Genomic DNA, 15,443 nt, shown 5'->3' with positions numbered 1-15,443 from the left:
GACGGACGTGAGACGGGAATCAGGGAACGCTGAGATTCCGGTGAAGACTCCCGTGCGGAGGGCCGGTGACGTGCCGATAGGCTCGGTGACCGTGGCGAACAAGAACATTCCCGACCCCGGCTTCTCCGACGACGACGGCTCCGCCGATCCCCGGCTGAGCGCCGCGCTCGCCGCCTGGGCCGAGGACCGCAGTGCCCTCGGGCCTGTCCTTCAGGCGCTGAAGGGCGCCCGCCTGCTCGTGCCCGTCGTCGCCGTGCTCGGCGAGGTCGAGGAGGACGAGAGGGGGCTGCGCCGCGAGAAGACCAGCGACATGGCCGTACCCACCCTGAAGGCCGGCCAGCGCACCGCCCTGCCCGCCTTCACCTCCACCGACTCCCTCGCCCGCTGGGACCCCGCGGCCCGCCCGGTCGCCGTACCGCTGCACCAGGCGCTGCAGGCCGCCGCCCACGAGAAGGCCGACACGGTCGTGCTGGACCTCGCCGGACCGGTGCCGTTCGAGCTGACCGGCCCGGCGCTGCTCGCCCTCGCCGAGGGCCGCACCAGCACCGACCCGCTCACCGACCCGGCCGTCGTCGAGGCCGTCCGTACGGCCGTGGCGGCGGAGCCCGCCGTGCTGCGCGCCCATCTCGGGCCCGGCCAGGCCGACGGCACCCTCGCCCTCGTCCTCGACCCGGCCACGCCGCCCGCCGAGGCCGCCCGCGCGGTCGCCGAGCGGCTCGCCGCCGACGAAACACTGAGGGCCCGCCTGGTGCGCGGCCTCGACCTGGCACTGCTGCCGGCCGGGACCACGCCTCCGGGCGAGCCCCTGTATGTGAAGGGTTAGCTCAGCTACGTGAAGGGTTAGCTCAGCCGTAGATCGGGCCGGTGTACTTCTCGCCAGGCCCCTGGCCCGGCTCGTCCGGGACGATCGACGCCTCGCGGAACGCCAGCTGCAGCGACTTCAGGCCGTCGCGCAGCGGGGCCGCGTGGAAGGAGCTGATCTCGGTCGCGCTCGCGTCGAGCAGGCCGGCGAGCCCCGTGATCAGTTTGCGGGCCTCGTCCAGGTCCTTGTACTTCTCGCCCTCCTCGCTCAGTCCGAGCTTCACGGCGGCGGCGCTCATCAGGTTGACGGCGACCGTCACGATCACCTCGACGGCGGGGACCTCGGCGATGTCCCGGGTCATCGCGTCGAAGTCGGGATTCTCAGGAGGGGTCTGACTCATGCCCCACACGATAAGCGGTGCGCGGTCAAGCCCTTCGATTAGCCCTTCCCCGGCGGTGCTGCTAACCTTGTGTAACGACCGGCTGGGCAGCACTGCGCCCAGCCCACAAGTGGAGGCTCCGATCTCCCACCTGACCGTCCTCCGGGATGGCAGGTCATCCGGTCAGGCGGCCACCATCGTTCCGTACGGACGATGGAGCCGCCCGAATCGCGCCCCGCGTTCATCGCGGCGGTGCTCCGGTAGTCATTGGAGCCCCGCCTGTGATCGGCCGGGGCATTTTTTGTGCGTCGGCGCGGTTAGGTCTTACGAACAAAGACGTTACGCGGCTGTCCGCCAGACCGCCGTGTGGTGCTACCGAGGAGGATCCATCAGCGCCGAGCCCCGCATCAACGACCGGATTCGCGTTCCCGAGGTGCGACTTGTCGGTCCCAGTGGCGAGCAGGTCGGCATCGTGCCGCTCGCGAAGGCACTGGAGCTTGCGCAGGAGTACGACCTGGACCTGGTCGAGGTCGCGGCGAACGCCCGTCCGCCCGTGTGCAAGCTCATGGACTACGGGAAGTTCAAGTACGAGTCGGCCATGAAGGCCCGTGAGGCGCGCAAGAACCAGGCGCACACGGTCATCAAGGAGATGAAGCTCCGGCCGAAGATCGACCCGCACGACTATGACACCAAGAAGGGTCACGTCGTCCGGTTCCTCAAGCAGGGCGACAAGGTCAAGATCACGATCATGTTCCGTGGTCGCGAGCAGTCCCGGCCCGAGCTGGGCTACCGACTGCTGCAGCGCCTCGCGGAGGACGTCCAGGACCTCGGTTTCGTCGAGTCGAACCCGAAGCAGGACGGCCGCAACATGATCATGGTCCTCGGTCCGCACAAGAAGAAGACCGAGGCGATGGCCGAGGCCCGTCAGGCGCAGGAGGCCCGCAAGGCCGAGGCGAAGGCGAACCCCGGTAAGTCGCAGAACGCCGCGGACACCGAGAACGTCGTGGACACCGAGGCGCCTGCCGAGGCTTCCGCCGAGGCGTGATCCCGGGGGACCGAGGTCCCCAAGGATGTAATCGAAACAAGAGCGACGCTCCACCGTGCCCGGTTTCAGGACCGGGCACCGGAGTGCCACCGACGAGGAGAGAACGGCGCTATGCCGAAGAACAAGTCGCACAGCGGTGCCAGCAAGCGCTTCAAGATCACCGGCTCCGGCAAGGTGCTCCGCGAGCGCGCCGGCAAGCGCCACCTGCTCGAGCACAAGTCGTCCCGCGTCACGCGTCGCCTCACCGGCAACGCCGAGATGGCCCCGGGCGACGCCGCGAAGATCAAGAAGCTTCTCGGCAAGTGACGTACCCGGCGCTCGCCACCCACTGAGCGCCGTACGTCAGGACCGGGACCCAGTCGTTTCCGGGTCGTGTGAGCACCCCCACGACCCCGCTACAAGGAGTTAACAAGTGGCACGCGTCAAGCGGGCAGTCAACGCCCACAAGAAGCGCCGGGCGATCCTCGAGCAGGCCTCCGGCTACCGCGGTCAGCGTTCGCGCCTGTACCGCAAGGCCAAGGAGCAGGTCACCCACTCGCTGGTCTACAACTACAACGACCGCAAGAAGCGCAAGGGCGACTTCCGTCAGCTGTGGATCCAGCGCATCAACGCCGCTGCCCGCGCCAACGGCATCACCTACAACCGCTTCATCCAGGGTCTGAAGGCCGCGAACGTCGAGGTCGACCGCAAGATCCTGGCCGAGCTGGCCGTCAACGACGCGGGTGCCTTCGCGGCGCTCGTCGAGGTCGCGCAGAAGGCGCTGCCGTCGGACGTCAACGCGCCCAAGGCCGCGTGACGCCGCGCTGGCTCTAGGCCGACGTGACTGTAGGACCCGCAGGCTGTCATGGCTTGCGGGTCCTGTTGTTGGGGCGCCTGCGCCGTCGTTCGACTGCGGGTGCGTCGTGGCTTGTCGCGCCCGCGCGGCGGAGCCGCATATCGATACAGCCCCGCGCCCCTGGGGAGCTGCAGTGCTGTCGGCTTCGGGCGCTGTACCCCCAGCCCCGAAAAAAGAAGACTCTCCTGAAGGTGAAGTAGAGGATGCCCGTCCCCGAGCTGATCTCCCCCCGGTCCGCCCGTGTGAGCGCCGCCCGGCGGCTCGCCAAGCGGAATTTCCGGGGCAAGGACCGGCTGTTTCTCGCGGAGGGGCCGCAGGCCGTCAGGGAGGCGGCCGGGCATCGGGTCGACGGCAGCCCCACCCTCGTCGAGCTGTTCGCCACCATCGAGGCCGCGGAGCGGTACGCCGACATCATCGGCGCCGCACGCAGTGTCGGCGCCCGGGTGCACCTGGCCTCCGAAGAGGTCATCGCCGATATCTCCACGACCGTGACCCCGCAGGGGCTGGTCGGCGTGTGCAGGTTCCTGGACACGCCCTTCGAGGAGATCCTCGCCGCCCGGCCGAAGCTCGTCGCCGTCCTCGCCCATGTGCGCGACCCCGGCAACGCCGGCACCGTGCTGCGCTGCGCCGACGCCGCCGGCGCCGAGGCCGTGATCCTCACCGACGCCTCCGTCGACCTGTACAACCCCAAGGCCGTACGCGCCTCCGTCGGCTCCCACTTCCATCTTCCGGTCGCCGTCGGCGTCCCCGTGGAGCGGGCCGTCCAGGGGCTGCAGGACGCCGGTGTGCGCATCCTCGCCGCCGACGGGGCGGGGGACCGGGACCTCGACGAGGAGCTGGACAAGGGGACCATGGGCGGGCCGACAGCCTGGGTGTTCGGCAACGAGGCCTGGGGACTGCCGGAGGAGACCCGCGCACTGGCGGACGCCGTGGTGCGCGTCCCGATCCACGGGAAGGCCGAGAGCCTGAACCTCGCCACCGCCGCCGCCGTATGTCTCTACGCGTCGGCCCGTGCACAGCGCGCCTCCGGAGGGTGCCGTTCCGTCACCGAGAGCTAGTAGGGTGACGGGCGCGGGGCCCTGCGCCGTCTGAGAGGTGGGGTACGGGGATGAGTGTGGCCGGCACGAGCACCGCGCCGGAGGGACGGGACGCGCGGAGCACACCCGTGCCCCGGTGCGACGACCATGCGGACCTCGACCCCGATCAGCTGCCCGACGGCCTCGTCGTCGCCGACGAGCACGGCCGGGTCGTCCGCTTCAACGCCGCCGCCGCCCGGATCACGGCCGTACGCGCCGCCGGCGCCCTCGGGCAGCCGCTGGAGAAGGCGCTGCCGTTAGAAGACCTGGAGGGCCGGCGCTGGTGGCAGCTCACCGATCCCTACGGCGGGCTCGCCATCCGGGTGCGGCAGCCCGAGCGCAATCTGCTGCTGCCCGGCGGCCGGGAGGTCCTCGTCTCCGCCCGGTACATCCGTGCCGAACCGCTCGGCCCCGTCCAGCGGGTCGTGGTCTGCCTGCGGGACACCGAGGCCCGCCGCCGTACCGAGCGCAGCCACGCCGAGCTGATAGCGACGGTCGCCCATGAACTGCGCTCGCCCCTCACCTCCGTGAAGGGCTTCACGGCCACGCTCCTCGCCAAGTGGGAACGCTTCACCGACGACCAGAAGCGGCTCATGCTGGAGACCGTCGACGCCGACGCCGACCGGGTCACCCGCCTGATCGCCGAGCTGCTGGACATCTCCAGGATCGACAGCGGACGGCTGGAGGTGCGCCGGCAGCCCGTCGACATCGGCGCCGCCGTCTCCCGGCACATCCAGGCCTATGTCGCAGCGGGCCAGCCCGCCGACCGCTTCCTGCTCCGCATCGAACAGCCGCTGCCCGACCTGTGGGCCGACCCCGACAAGGTCGACCAGGTCCTCAGCAACCTCATCGAAAATGCGGTGCGGCACGGCGAGGGAACCGTCACCATAGACGTCACACCCTGCGCATCCCCGCGCGAGGGCGAGGAAACCGGCACATCGGTCACGGTGAGCGACGAGGGGCCCGGCATCCCGGAGGAGTCCATGAACCGCGTCTTCACCCGCTTCTGGCGGGGCAGCAAGCGCGGCGGCACCGGCCTCGGGCTGTACATCGTCAAGGGCATCGTCGAGGCCCATGGCGGCACCATCACGGTCGGCCGCGCCCCCGGCGGCGGTGCCGAATTCCGATTTACGTTGCCCGTGGGAGCCCCGGCGTATCTCGCCTGACGAGAGCCGGAGCGGCCCGCGGGCGCATGCGTCTACCTCCACCCCGTTAGACTCGGCCTTTGGCACCTTTGTGTCCTTCACGCGGCCCTCGCGAGTCGGTGACGGGGACCATCCGCCAGCTAATCGGAAGCACGGGAAGAGATGTCGGCACCCAATAAGTCGTACGACCCTGTCGAGGTCGAGGCGTTGAAACCGGAAGAGATCGAGCGCATGCGGGACGAGGCGCTCGCCGCCTTCGCCGCCGCGGGCTCCCTCGACGCGCTCCACGAGGCCAAGGTCGCCCACACCGGCCCCGCCTCCCCGCTGGCCCTCGCCAACCGCGAGATCGGCGCCCTGCCGCCGCACGCCAAGGCCGAGGCCGGCAAGCGCGTCGGCATGGCCCGCGGCGCGGTGAACAAGGCCCTCGCCGCCCGCCAGGCCGAGCTGGAGGCGGAGCGTGACACCCGCGTCCTTGTCGAGGAGGACGTCGACGTCACGCTGCCGTACGACCGCGTCCCGGCCGGCGCCCGGCACCCCCTGACCACGCTCTCCGAGCGGATCGAGGACGTCTTTGTGGCCATGGGCTACGAGGTCGCCGAGGGCCCGCAGGTCGAGGCCGAGTGGTTCAACTTCGACGCCCTGAACATCGGCCCGGACCACCCGGCCCGCGGTGAGGCCGACACCTTCTTCGTGCAGGGCCAGGGCGGCGGCACCGAGTCCGGTGTCGTGCTGCGCACCCACACCTCGCCGGTCCAGATCCGCTCCCTGCTCGACCGCGAGCTGCCGGTCTACGTGATCTGCCCGGGCCGCGTCTACCGCACCGACGAGCTGGACGCCACCCACACCCCCGTCTTCCACCAGGTCGAGCTGCTCGCCGTGGACGAGGGCCTGACCATGGCCGACCTCAAGGGCACCCTGGACCACATGGTCCAGTCCCTGTTCGGCGAGGGCATGAAGACCCGGCTGCGGCCGAACTTCTTCCCCTTCACCGAGCCGAGCGCCGAGATGGACATGCTCTGCTACGTCTGCAAGGGCGAGTCCGTCGGCAACCCCGACCGGCCCTGCCGTACCTGCTCCAGCGAGGGCTGGATCGAGCTGGGCGGCTGCGGCATGGTCAACCCGCGGGTGCTCACCGCCTGCGGCGTCGACCCCGAGAAGTACAGCGGATTCGCCTTCGGGTTCGGCATCGAGCGGATGCTGATGTTCCGCCACAACGTCGAGGACATGCGAGACATGGTCGAGGGTGACGTCCGGTTCACCCGGCCGTTCGGGATGGAGATCTGATGCGGGTCCCGCTTTCTTGGCTGCGGGAGTACGTCGACCTGCCGGCGACTCAGACCGGGCGCGACGTCCAGGCCAAGCTCATTTCGGCAGGCCTGGAGGTCGAGACCGTCGAGCAGCTCGGCGCCGACCTCAAGGGTCCGCTGGTCGTCGGCCAGGTCCTGACCATCGAGGAGCTGGAGGGCTTCAAGAAGCCGATCCGCTTCTGCACGGTCGACGTCGGCCAGGCCAACGGCACCGGTGAGCCCCAGGAGATCGTCTGCGGCGCCCGTAACTTCGTCGTCGGCGACAAGGTCGTCGTGGTCCTCCCGGGCGCCACGCTCCCCGGCGGTTTCTCCATCGCCGCCCGCAAGACCTACGGCAAGACGTCCCACGGCATGATCTGCTCCGGCGACGAGCTGGGCATGGGCGACGACGGCAGCCACGGCATCATCGTGCTGCCGCCGGAGACCGAGGTCGGCAAGGACGCCATCGAGCTGCTGGAGCTGGTCGACGAGGTCCTGGACATCGCCGTCACCGCCAACCGCGGCGACTGCCTGTCCATCCGCGGCGTCGCCCGCGAGACCGCCATCGCCTACGGCCTGCCGCTGCGCGACCCGGCCCTGATCGACGTCCCGGCCCCGAACGCCTACGGCTACCCGGTGCGGGTCTCCGCGCCCGCGGGCTGCGACCGCTTCACCGCGCGCACGGTCACCGGCCTGCGCCCCGAGGCCCGCTCCCCGATCTGGCTGCAGCGCCGGCTGCAGAAGGTCGGCATGCGCCCGATCTCGCTCGCCGTCGACGTCACGAACTACGTGATGATGGAGCTGGGCCAGCCGCTGCACGCCTACGACCGGACCCTGGTCCAGGGCACCATCGGCGTGCGCCGCGCCCAGGAGGGCGAGAAGCTCGTCACCCTCGACAGCGTCGAGCGGGGGCTGCACGCCGAGGACCTGGTCATCACCGACGACCGTGGCCCGATCGGCCTGGCCGGTGTGATGGGCGGCGCCAACACCGAGATCGCCGACCACGAGGTCACCGAGGACGGCGTCAACGGGACCACCGACGTGGTCATCGAGGCGGCCCACTTCGACGCCGTCGCGATCGCCCGTACGTCCCGCCGCCACAAGCTGCTGTCCGAGGCGTCCCGCCGCTTCGAGCGCGGTGTCGACCCGCAGGCCGCCGCGGCCGCCGCCCAGCGCACCGTAGACCTGCTGGTGCTGCTCGCGGGCGGTACGGCGGAGGCCGGTGTCACCGAGGTCATCGCGCCCTCGGCCCCGCACACCATCACCGTCCCGGCCGACCACCCGGACAGGGTGGCGGGCGTCGACTACGGCCGTGAGACGGTCGTACGCCGTCTCCAGCAGGTCGGCTGCGACGTCTACGGGCAGGACGAGCTGATCGTCACGGTCCCGTCCTGGCGGCCCGACCTGACCGACCCGAACGACCTCGCCGAGGAGGTCATCCGCCTGGAGGGCTACGAGAACCTGCCCTCCACGCTGCCCAAGCTGCCCTCGGGCCGCGGTCTGACCCACCGGCAGCGGCTGCACCGCCGGGTCGGCCGGGCGCTGGCCGGCGCGGGCTATGTCGAGGCGCCGAACTACCCCTTCGTCGGCGAGCAGGTCTTCGACCAGCTCGGCCTGGACGCAGGCGACCCGGCTCGCCGTGTCGTCAAGCTGGTCAACCCGCTCAGCGACGAGGAGCCCGCGCTCCGTACGACGCTGCTGCCGGGGCTGCTCGGCGCGCTGCGGCGCAACGACGGCCGGGGCTCGCACGACCTGGCGCTGTTCGAGACGGGTCTGGTCTTCCACCCGCGCGAGGAGCGGCCGGCCGCCACGCATCTGCCCGTAGACCGGCGTCCCACCGACGAGGAGATCGCCGCGCTCGACGCCGCGCTGCCCGAGCAGCCGCGACACGTGGCCGTCGTGCTCAGCGGCGCCCGCGAGCAGGCCGGCTGGTGGGGCGAGGGCCGTCAGGCCGGGTGGGCCGAGGCGATCGACGCCGCGCGGGCCGTGGCCCGTGAGGCCGGTGCGGAACTGGCCGTGCGCAAGGGCCAGTACGGGCCCTGGCACCCGGGCCGCTGCGCCGAGCTGGTGATCGTCGCCGACGGTGCGGAGCAGATCGTGGGCCACGCGGGAGAACTGCACCCGCGTGTGCTGAAGGCTCTGGGGCTGCCCGAGCGCACCTGTGCGACGGAGCTGAACCTGGACGCCCTGGAGGCGGTGGGTGACGGTGCCCCGCAGGCGCCGCGGATCTCCACGTTCCCGGTCGCCACGCAGGATGTCGCCCTCGTCGTGGACCGGCCCGTGCCGGCCGCGGAGGTCGAGTCCGCGCTGCGCGAGGGCGCGGGTGAACTCCTCGAGTCCATCCGGCTGTTCGACGTCTACGAGAACGCCGAGCAGCTGGGCGAGGGCAGGAAGTCGCTGGCGTACGCGCTCCGCTTCCGGGCCGGGGACCGCACGCTGACCGTGGACGAGGCGTCGGCCGCGCGGGATGCGGCGGTCGCCCTTGCGGGCGAGCGGACCGGCGCGGTCCTGCGGGGCTGATCGGCGCTTTCGGGTTCTGCAATCGACCGGCCGCGGGTCTTCCGCGGCCGGTCCCCCCCGCGAACTCCTTCGGTCGACTGCATAAATGCGAGTTGACCGACTCGGGCTCACTCGATCGGGTGGGAACTCACGGCGATCTGGTCTCCTCGGGCCATTGCCTCGACAGAATCGGACCGGCCTTTCGGGGTCGGTCCGTCAGCTCTGTCAGGGCCCACTTGGGGGACCAGAGGCATGATCCGCATCAAGGCACGGGCACCCACCGCGGGGGGAGCCGTACTGCCCATGGTCTGGGGAGCCGTGGCGATGGCCTACAAGTTCGGCTGCCCGCTCGCCCAGCAGAACGGGCTCGGGGCGCGCATCGTCACCAGCGCCGTGTTCTTCGCCGTCGGCACCGGGCTCGTCTGCCATGTCCGCCGCGCGCTGGTGCGGGAGCTGCGCCAGGCCCGCCGGGTGGCACGGGCCGCGCAGAGCGTCGTACTGCGTCCACTGCCACCGCGCCTCGACGGGCTGAACGTCGCGGCGGCCCAGCTGTCCGCCGATCGGGGGGCGAGCGTCGGCGGCGACCTGTACGAGGCGATCGCCACCGAGCACGGGGTGCGGGTGGTGATGGGCGATGTGCGCGGGCACGGTCTGGCCGCCCTCGGTACCGTCGCCGCCGTCCTCGGCAGCTTCCGTGAGGCGGCCCACGACGAGCCCGAACTCGGCGGCGTCCTGCGCCGGCTGGAGCGTGCCCTCGCCCGGCACCTGCGCGAGCGGGCCCGCGCGGAGCACCCGGCGGGCGGTGGCCTGGAGCCCGACCATCCGGTGGCCGAGGAGTTCGTCACCGTCCTGCTCCTGGAGATCGGCCGGGACGGCCGGCTGCACGCCCTCAACTGCGGCCATCCCTGGCCGTACCGGCTCAGCGACGCAAGCGTCGAACCGTTGACGCGCGTCGACCCGCTGCCTCCGCTGGGTCCGTTTCCGCTTCCGGCGGAGCTGGAGGCGGAGCCCTGCGGTCAGCTGGCTCCGGGTGACTCCCTGGTCCTCTTCACGGACGGGGTGGAGGACGCGCGGGACAGCCGGGGCCGGTTCTTCTCGCTGCCGAGGACGCTGTGCGAAGCCGTTCGGGACGACCCCGTGTCTCCCCAGACGGTCCTGCGCACCCTCTTCACGGCCCTCTTGCACCACACGGGCGGCAAGCCCACGGACGACATAGCGCTCCTGGTCCTGCGGAACGATCGAAAGGCGCTGCACATGGCAGGGGCGTGTGGTCGCCCTCGCCCGGCCAAGCCACCGCTTTTCGAGGGGGAGCCGGCGGCTTGGCCAGTCTCTCGCGAGGACTCCCAGTGAACCGGGATCGCCACTCTGCGCGACAGTGTGCGTACGCTGCGGATTCGGGCACTCCGTTCACACCCCGTGTGAAAGCGAACACACTACGCTGAGGCGCACCAGGCCACCCGGGGGGCATCCCATGCAGCCCAACACTCTGCTCGACGCGATCCTGGACGAGGCGGGGATCTCGCACGCCGGTCTAGCCGCCCATGTGAACCAGGCGGGCCGGAGACGGGGCCTCGCGCTCCGGTACGAACACACCGCCGTGGCACGGTGGTTGAAGGGCCAGCGGCCGCGCGGCCAGGTCCCCGACCTGATCTGTGAAGTGCTCGCCGCCCGGCTCCACCGTCCCGTCACCCTCGATGACATCGGCCTGGGCGTACCCGGCGAGCCCAGCACTCCGCACGTCGGCTCGCTGGGCGGCTTCGTGGAGCGGGCGACCGCACTGTGGCGCTCCGACGAACAGCAGCGACCGCATGTGCTGGGCGCGCCCGCCGTGACCGGGACCCCGGCCGTCATGCCGGTGTGGGAGTGGGAGAACCCGCCGGAGGACGTCGACGTCTCGCGCGGCGGCCGGCACCGGGTCACCGCGGCCGACATCGAGATGCTGCGGGCCGCGCGGACGCACTACGAGCAGATGTACCGCAAGGCCGGCGGCATAGCGACCCGCACCCGGATCGTCGGCTTCCTCAACGCCGAGGCGGCGCCGCTGCTGCGCGGCAGCTACACCGATGCCACCGGACGCCAACTGCACCGGGCCACGGGCGGGTTGGTCGCGATCGCCGGGATCTGCGCGTACGACTCCGACGCCCACGGTCTCGCCCAGCGCTACTTCCACCAGGCGCTGAGGCTGGCAAAGGCCAGCGGGGACCGGGGACTCGGTGCGTATGTGATAGCACTGCTGGTCAACCAGTCGCTGTTCATGCGGGAGTACCGGCAGGCCGTCGCCTTCGCCGAGGCCGCGCTGCGGGCCGCCGGCAAGCACATCACCCCGGCGCTCGCCTCGGACCTGTACGCGATGCAGGCCAAGGCGTACGCCCACCTCGGCGACTCCGCCGCCGCCCTGTCCTGCATCCGGCGCGCGGAGACGGCCGCCGAACGGATCCGGCGCGGCTACGAGCCCGACGAGACCGGCTATGTCCAGCCGGGCCTGGTCAATGTGCAGGTGGCCGAGGCGCTGCTCAGCCTGGGCGAGCTGGCCGCCGCCCGGGAGCATGCCGCGGCCGCGGTCGACAACCCCGCCCACGACCGGGGGCGGGTGCACCGGCTCGCCATGCTCAGCACCATCGAAATACGCCAGGGCAACGCCGACAAGGCGGTCGTGACCGCCGTGCAGATGGCCGAGCAGGCCCGCGGGATGGAGTCGCAGCGGCTGCGCGACAGACTTCGCGCGGTGCGCGAACACCTGGTGCGCTGTGGCTCGGCCGGGACCGCCGAGGCCGCCGAACTCATCGACGGGGCACTGCGCGTACCGCTGTAGGCCCACTGTAGGTGCACAGTCCCTGCTGCGATATTGCCACTTACTCGGCGGAAGGTGGCAGAACCGTGCAGTGGACGAAACAGAGCGAACAAACTGTGTATGGGAACCGCTGGTTCAGCGTCAATCTCGCTGATGTCGAGCTGCCGGACGGCCGGCACCTCGACCACTTCCTGATCCGGCTGCGGCCCGTGGCCGTGGCCACCGTGGTCAACGACGCCAACGAGGTGCTGCTGCTGTGGCGGCACCGCTTCATCACCGACAGCTGGGGATGGGAACTGGCCGCGGGCGTCGTGGAGGACGGCGAGGACATCGCGAGCGCGGCCGCCAGAGAACTGGAGGAGGAGACCGGCTGGCGGCCGGGGCCCCTGCACCACCTCATGAGCGTGGAGCCGTCCAACGGCCTCACCGACGCCCGGCACCACATCTACTGGTCCGACCGGGGCGAGTACATCGGGCATCCCGTGGACGACTTCGAGTCGGACCGCCGGGAATGGGTCTCCCTCAAACTCGTCCCCGACATGATCACCCGTGGGGAGGTCCCGGCCGCCAACATGGCGGCCGCGTTACTCCTGCTGCACCACCTCAGGCTCGCCGACGGCTAGCCGGGGGCTGCCGCCCGAGCAGCCCGGTGGGCTAGCGGGCGGCCAGCGCCTGCCAGACCGTCACCACCAGCGCGCCCAGGGCTGTCAGCACGGCGAGCGAGGGCAGTGGCCAGCGCGCGTGTTCCAGCGAGACCATACGGGAGTTCAGCTCGTCCAGCTCCTTGGCGGTCTCCTCGGTGCGATGACTGAGCAGCGCCAGCCCTCCCTCGACGCGCGCGTAGGCCACGTCGAGGCGGCGCCGTAACTCTGCGAGTTCTCCGTGGACCACGGGATGCTCCGGTTCGGCGGTCACGAGTCCACTCCTTTCCGTAGTCGGCATGGATGGTTCCGCATCCCTTGCATGCGCATGAAGAGTGAACTCGCCTGGTGGGCGCGTGGGGAGCGTGTGCGAGGGGCATATGCGTGCCCGGCGCGCACACGGTGTGTGAAACGGACGGGCCCGGCACCGAACGCGGTGCCGGGCCCGTAAGCCGTAGCTCTGTGTGGTCAGCCGTAGGTGTAGAAGCCCGAACCGGTCTTCCGGCCCAGCCGGCCCGCCTCGACCATGCGCTGGAGCAGCGGGGGAGCGGCGTACAGGGGCTCCTTGTACTCGGCGTACATCGAGTTGGCGATGGAGACGATGGTGTCCAGGCCGATCAGGTCGGACAGCTTCAGCGGGCCCATCGGGTGGGCGCAGCCCATCTCCATGCCGTTGTCGATGTCCTCGCGGCTCGCGATGCCCGACTCGAACATCCGGATCGCGGACAGCAGATACGGCACGAGCAGCGCGTTGACCACGAAGCCGGAGCGGTCCTGGGCGCGGATGGCGTGCTTGCCGAGCACCTTCTCGGCGAACACCTGGGCGCGGCTGAGGGTGCCCTCGGAAGTGGTCAGCGCCGGGATCAGCTCGATCAGCTGCTGCACCGGGGCCGGGTTGAAGAAGTGGATGCCGACGACGTGGTCCGGGCGGGAGGTGGCGACCGCCAGCTTCACCAGCGGGATCGAGGAGGTGTTGGAGGCGAGGATCGCGTCGGGGCGGGTCACCACCTGGTCGAGCACCTGGAAGATCTCCGTCTTCACCGCCTCGCTCTCCACCACGGCCTCGATCACGAGGTCACGGTCGGCGAACTCGCCGAGGTCCGTGGTGAAGCTCAGCCGCGCCTGCGTGCCGTCCCGCTCCTCCTCGGTGATCTTCCCGCGTTCGGCGGCCCTGGTGAGGGAGCCGAACAGCCGGGTACGGCCGATCTCCAGGGCCTCGCCGGTGGTCTCGGCGACCTTCACGTCCAGTCCCGCGCGGGCGCACACCTCGGCGATGCCCGCGCCCATCTGGCCGCAGCCCACGACTCCGACGCGCGTGATATCTCCCGATGGGAAGCCTGTCACATCGACCCCTTCGCTGGTTCTGTCGGCTCTCGGCAGACCTCCGGGTTCGGCGCCTGCTCCGATCGTGCACGTTACCGCCAAGTATCGATGATCGATCGTCCGGGTGGGGCATCCTGAGGCCCGGAACGATCCGTGACGGAACGGATCCGGAGCGTATGGGGCGTGTACGGATGGGACGACTGTCACGGCGGGCGTTCACCTTGGCGGCGCTGTCGACGCTGGCCACGGCGCCGGGCGCGGCGGCGGCAGCGGAACACCGGCCGCGCGCGGCCGCGGAGATGCGGGGCGTGTGGCTCTCCACCGTGTCCAACCGGGACTGGCCGTCCAGGCCCGGTCTCACCGCCGCCGCACAGCGCAGGGAACTCCTCACCCATCTCGACAAGGCCCACCGCGACCGGTTGAACACGGTGATCTTCCAGGTGCGGCCCGCCGCCGACGCCCTGTGGCCGTCGCCGTACGAACCGTGGTCCGCGTATCTCACCGGAACCCAGGGCCGCAGCCCCGGCTGGGACCCGCTGGGCACCGCCGTCAAGGAGGCCCACGCCCGGGGGCTGCGTCTGCACGCCTGGTTCAATCCGTACCGGGTCGCCACCCACACCGACCTCGGCCGGCTCGCCGCCTCCCACCCGGCCCGCAAGCACCGCGACTGGGTGGTGCCGTACGGCGGGAAGCTCTACTACAACCCCGGCCTGCCCGAGGTCCGCGCCTTCGTCCAGCGCGCGATGCTCGACGCGGTCGCCAAGTACCCCGTGGACGCCGTCCACTTCGACGACTACTTCTACCCGTACCCGGTCGCCGGGCAGACCTTCGACGACGACGAGGCCTACGACCGCTACGGCGGCGACTTCGGCAGCCGGGCCGCCTGGCGGCGGGACAACATCGACCGGCTGGTGAAGGAGATGGCCGCCGGGATCAAGAAGGTCCGGCCCGGCACCCGGTTCGGGGTCAGCCCCTTCGGGGTGTGGCGCAACGCTTCACGCGACCCGCGCGGCTCGGACACCACGGCGGGCGTGCAGACCTACGACGACCTGCACGCGGACACCCGCTCCTGGGTGCGCGGCCACTGGATCGACTACATCGTCCCGCAGCTGTACTGGAACATCGGCTACGCCGCTGCCGACTACGCGAAACTCGTCGACTGGTGGGCGGCGGTCGCCGAGGGCACCGGCACGCACCTGTACATCGGCGAGGCCCTGTACAAGGCCGGGGCCGCCGGGCAGCCCTCGGCCTGGCACGACCCGGTCGAGCTGTCCCGGCACCTCACCCTCGCCGCCCGGCACCCGCAGGTGCGCGGGCATGTGTTCTTCGCCGCCAAGGACGTGGCGGCCGATCCGATCGGGGCGATGTCACGGGTGATCGCCGATCACTACGGCCGGTCGGCGAAGCCCCCACGCTGATCCGTCGCCCGCTCCTCGCGGTGCTTGACCTGGCAGTCGGGTCCGGGAGACATGATCGCCTCGTGTCCGTCCTTGAACCGGACGCGGTAGGGCGGACTGCCCTCGGAGCCCAGTACCTCGACGACGACCGATTCCTGGTCGTGTTGGCCGACCACCCTGCCATGCTGGACAAGATGGTCGCCCTTGGATGCACGCATCTCGCA

16 protein-coding genes are annotated in these 15,443 nt (G+C 70.9%); 12 read left to right on the top strand and 4 right to left on the bottom strand.

Annotated features, from left to right (window positions below):
- Positions 1 to 91: 91 nt before the first annotated feature.
- Entirely contained in the window at positions 92 to 823 is a 732-nt protein-coding gene (locus AB0L75_RS17365) for an SseB family protein (RefSeq protein WP_365181615.1), read from the top strand.
- 22 nt (positions 824 to 845) lie between these two features.
- Here the strand turns inward: AB0L75_RS17365 and AB0L75_RS17360 are convergent, their stop codons facing one another.
- Positions 846 to 1,202: a DUF1844 domain-containing protein gene (locus AB0L75_RS17360; RefSeq protein WP_365181613.1), complete on the bottom strand. Its 357-nt coding sequence runs from the start codon at positions 1,200 to 1,202 to the stop codon at positions 846 to 848.
- Between the two features lie 343 nt (positions 1,203 to 1,545).
- Here AB0L75_RS17360 and infC point away from each other — a divergent pair, with 343 nt between their 5' ends.
- From infC to AB0L75_RS17310, 10 genes are all read left to right on the top strand, one after another.
- Entirely contained in the window at positions 1,546 to 2,226 is a 681-nt protein-coding gene (gene infC / locus AB0L75_RS17355) for a translation initiation factor IF-3 (protein WP_365181611.1), read from the top strand.
- A gap of 111 nt (positions 2,227 to 2,337) precedes the next feature.
- Entirely contained in the window at positions 2,338 to 2,532 is a 195-nt protein-coding gene (rpmI, locus tag AB0L75_RS17350; protein ID WP_003977225.1) for a 50S ribosomal protein L35, read from the top strand.
- A gap of 106 nt (positions 2,533 to 2,638) precedes the next feature.
- Positions 2,639 to 3,022: a 50S ribosomal protein L20 gene (gene rplT, locus AB0L75_RS17345; RefSeq protein WP_004002577.1), complete on the top strand. Its 384-nt coding sequence runs from the start codon at positions 2,639 to 2,641 to the stop codon at positions 3,020 to 3,022.
- A gap of 242 nt (positions 3,023 to 3,264) precedes the next feature.
- Positions 3,265 to 4,119 (top strand): RNA methyltransferase, encoded by an 855-nt coding sequence (locus AB0L75_RS17340; RefSeq protein ID WP_365181609.1) that lies wholly within the window; start codon positions 3,265 to 3,267, stop codon positions 4,117 to 4,119.
- 50 nt (positions 4,120 to 4,169) lie between these two features.
- Positions 4,170 to 5,303: an ATP-binding protein gene (locus AB0L75_RS17335; RefSeq protein WP_365181607.1), complete on the top strand. Its 1,134-nt coding sequence runs from the start codon at positions 4,170 to 4,172 to the stop codon at positions 5,301 to 5,303.
- A 141-nt stretch (positions 5,304 to 5,444) separates the two neighbouring features.
- Positions 5,445 to 6,566, top strand: a complete 1,122-nt coding sequence (gene pheS / locus AB0L75_RS17330; RefSeq protein WP_365181605.1) for a phenylalanine--tRNA ligase subunit alpha — start codon at positions 5,445 to 5,447, stop codon at positions 6,564 to 6,566.
- Entirely contained in the window at positions 6,566 to 9,088 is a 2,523-nt protein-coding gene (pheT, locus tag AB0L75_RS17325; RefSeq protein WP_365181604.1) for a phenylalanine--tRNA ligase subunit beta, read from the top strand. The genes pheS and pheT overlap by 1 nt, the downstream gene beginning before the upstream one ends.
- A gap of 231 nt (positions 9,089 to 9,319) precedes the next feature.
- Positions 9,320 to 10,417, top strand: a complete 1,098-nt coding sequence (locus AB0L75_RS17320) for a PP2C family protein-serine/threonine phosphatase (protein ID WP_365181602.1) — start codon at positions 9,320 to 9,322, stop codon at positions 10,415 to 10,417.
- Between the two features lie 121 nt (positions 10,418 to 10,538).
- Positions 10,539 to 11,879: a transcriptional regulator gene (locus tag AB0L75_RS17315; protein ID WP_365181600.1), complete on the top strand. Its 1,341-nt coding sequence runs from the start codon at positions 10,539 to 10,541 to the stop codon at positions 11,877 to 11,879.
- 65 nt (positions 11,880 to 11,944) lie between these two features.
- Positions 11,945 to 12,481: an NUDIX hydrolase gene (locus AB0L75_RS17310; RefSeq protein WP_365181598.1), complete on the top strand. Its 537-nt coding sequence runs from the start codon at positions 11,945 to 11,947 to the stop codon at positions 12,479 to 12,481.
- 31 nt (positions 12,482 to 12,512) lie between these two features.
- On the opposite strand, the gene AB0L75_RS17305 is transcribed toward AB0L75_RS17310, so the two are convergent.
- Both AB0L75_RS17305 and AB0L75_RS17300 read right to left on the bottom strand, forming a co-directional pair.
- Positions 12,513 to 12,773, bottom strand: coding sequence for a hypothetical protein (locus tag AB0L75_RS17305; protein WP_365181596.1), 261 nt, complete (start codon positions 12,771 to 12,773; stop codon positions 12,513 to 12,515).
- 194 nt (positions 12,774 to 12,967) lie between these two features.
- Positions 12,968 to 13,843 carry a 3-hydroxybutyryl-CoA dehydrogenase gene (locus AB0L75_RS17300; RefSeq protein ID WP_365181595.1) on the bottom strand — a complete coding sequence of 292 codons (876 nt, stop codon included), beginning with the start codon at positions 13,841 to 13,843 and terminating at the stop codon, positions 12,968 to 12,970.
- A 170-nt stretch (positions 13,844 to 14,013) separates the two neighbouring features.
- Between AB0L75_RS17300 and AB0L75_RS17295 the strand changes: the two genes are divergently transcribed.
- A complete protein-coding gene (locus AB0L75_RS17295) occupies positions 14,014 to 15,240 on the top strand; it encodes a family 10 glycosylhydrolase (RefSeq protein ID WP_365181593.1) in 1,227 nt (408 codons plus the stop codon).
- Here the strand turns inward: AB0L75_RS17295 and AB0L75_RS17290 are convergent.
- Positions 15,210 to 15,437: a DUF1918 domain-containing protein gene (locus AB0L75_RS17290; protein ID WP_365181591.1), complete on the bottom strand. Its 228-nt coding sequence runs from the start codon at positions 15,435 to 15,437 to the stop codon at positions 15,210 to 15,212. The two genes, AB0L75_RS17295 and AB0L75_RS17290, sit on opposite strands and share 31 nt — an antisense overlap.
- Between the last annotated feature and the right edge of the window lie 6 nt (positions 15,438 to 15,443).

It is taken from the genome of Streptomyces sp. NPDC052101 (assembly GCF_040680235.1).
In the GTDB taxonomy this organism is placed as follows: domain Bacteria; phylum Actinomycetota; class Actinomycetes; order Streptomycetales; family Streptomycetaceae; genus Streptomyces.
This window is presented reverse-complemented; position numbering and strand designations above follow the sequence as displayed.

Bases quoted from the DNA above. Each gene is read 5' to 3' on its own strand.
- AB0L75_RS17360 (WP_365181613.1), bottom strand. From the start codon at position 1,202: ATGAGTCAGACCCCTCCTGAGAATCCCGACTTCGACGCGATGACCCGG.
- rpmI (WP_003977225.1), top strand. From the start codon at position 2,338: ATGCCGAAGAACAAGTCGCACAGCGGTGCCAGCAAGCGCTTCAAGATC.
- AB0L75_RS17340 (WP_365181609.1), top strand. From the start codon at position 3,265: ATGCCCGTCCCCGAGCTGATCTCCCCCCGGTCCGCCCGTGTGAGCGCC.
- AB0L75_RS17335 (WP_365181607.1), top strand. From the start codon at position 4,170: ATGAGTGTGGCCGGCACGAGCACCGCGCCGGAGGGACGGGACGCGCGG.
- pheS (WP_365181605.1), top strand. From the start codon at position 5,445: ATGTCGGCACCCAATAAGTCGTACGACCCTGTCGAGGTCGAGGCGTTG.
- pheT (WP_365181604.1), top strand. From the start codon at position 6,566: ATGCGGGTCCCGCTTTCTTGGCTGCGGGAGTACGTCGACCTGCCGGCG.
- AB0L75_RS17320 (WP_365181602.1), top strand. From the start codon at position 9,320: ATGATCCGCATCAAGGCACGGGCACCCACCGCGGGGGGAGCCGTACTG.
- AB0L75_RS17315 (WP_365181600.1), top strand. From the start codon at position 10,539: ATGCAGCCCAACACTCTGCTCGACGCGATCCTGGACGAGGCGGGGATC.
- AB0L75_RS17295 (WP_365181593.1), top strand. From the start codon at position 14,014: ATGGGACGACTGTCACGGCGGGCGTTCACCTTGGCGGCGCTGTCGACG.
- AB0L75_RS17290 (WP_365181591.1), bottom strand. From the start codon at position 15,437: ATGCGTGCATCCAAGGGCGACCATCTTGTCCAGCATGGCAGGGTGGTC.